This is a genomic window from Pseudomonas orientalis (assembly GCF_001439815.1).
Lineage (GTDB): Bacteria > Pseudomonadota > Gammaproteobacteria > Pseudomonadales > Pseudomonadaceae > Aquipseudomonas > Aquipseudomonas orientalis.
The window spans coordinates 1-1,332 of record NZ_JYLM01000027.1 but is presented as its reverse complement, the minus strand read 5'-3'; the positions used below and the strand labels follow the sequence as shown (position 1 = coordinate 1,332).

The 1,332-nt window shown below is 52.7% G+C and carries 1 protein-coding gene; it reads right to left on the bottom strand.

From position 1 onward, the window contains the following. Positions 1-23 precede the first annotated feature (23 nt). Positions 24-1,217, bottom strand: coding sequence for an IS4 family transposase (locus TU82_RS28510; RefSeq protein ID WP_082632107.1), 1,194 nt, complete (start codon positions 1,215-1,217; stop codon positions 24-26). Positions 1,218-1,332: the final 115 nt, after the last annotated feature.

Sequence of the window (1,332 nt, the reverse complement as noted above, 5' to 3'; positions counted from 1 at the left end):
GACCCTGAGGAATCCCCACAAATTTACCCTAAGCTCTGCGCTTGATGGCGCACCTCATCATGCAGAGCCCGTTCCAATATTTCCAAGTGTCCTCGGCCTCCAAAGTCTGTGCAGCTTCGCCAGTATTCCAAGCCTAGTCGCCACAATGAGAGCACTCGCTTTTCTTTGATGCTGTTGCTTTGGTAGCGTCGTTCCAAACCGCTTTCTCGTGCCTGCAGCCCTGTTAAAAAGAGCAGGTAGTTGGCCAAAGCAGCAATCAACAACAGCACCTCAATGCGCTTTGGACAATGGCTTCGATGCAGATTAAGGCCCAATCCCAAATGCTCACTTTTTACGTCTCGAAAGCCTTCTTCGATCTGCATACGGCGCTTATAAATCGCTACGACTTTTGCTGGATTCCATTCGTCTTGCTTCAGATTGCTGGCAAGCAACCAAGGCTCCCGTTCACGCCTGGCTGACTGTCGGCTGAGCTTACTTTTGGCGATTGAACCGGTCACTCGTTGATGCTTGCGGCCCTTGGCTGAATGTCGCACACAGTACAAATCAATCAAATGAGGAGCACTGCGCGTCATCTCGACACGACCAAGCGACTTGGGGGAAGAGGTGGCCAGCGCGTACAAATTCTTTACGGGGAGCCACTCACCTTCTTCACGCCGATAAAGCTCACGATTTCGTATGCGAGCCACGTAGTACCAGCCCCGTGCGGCCACTGCTTTCATCCATGGGCGCCGGAAACCTGCATCGGTAACCATCACTGGAACGCATCCATCGGGCAGTAGTTCAGCCAGTGTTTTGAGCAGGCGGTTTTGATATTTGGGGCAGCCCTCGCGTTCATGAACACTTTCATAAATAGGGAATGAGCGCCCCGCTAGAGGTATCGCGGCCCTCAACAAAAAAGCGTTGCCGGGAGCATCAATTCGGGACCAGTCAACCAAGATTAATGGGTGCTTCACCGACCCCAGCAATGCCCGCAGGATCACCCAGTAGAACAGCGGGCGCTCTGCTCTGAGGTGTTGATTGCCCAGCAACCGATCGACCCGCTTGATTGCATGTTTGGGGAATGCCTGACCTGGCATAAAACGTCCGAGCGCTGTCAGCGTCAAGCGGCGGCCTTGCAGTAACGAACTCACACAACTCATGAGTGTTGTCAGGCGACGAGAATGGATTGAGGGCAGTGCTTCAGAGAGCGCTCTGTGTAAAAATCGGATGGCCTGCATGGGTTGGGGATCTTGTTTTTGTGTGGTGCAAACCAAGTTGCCGACTCATGCAGGCTTCTTCAATAACTCCAACTTCTTGATTTTTCGTAAGAAAAATCGGGGATCCCTCAGGGTC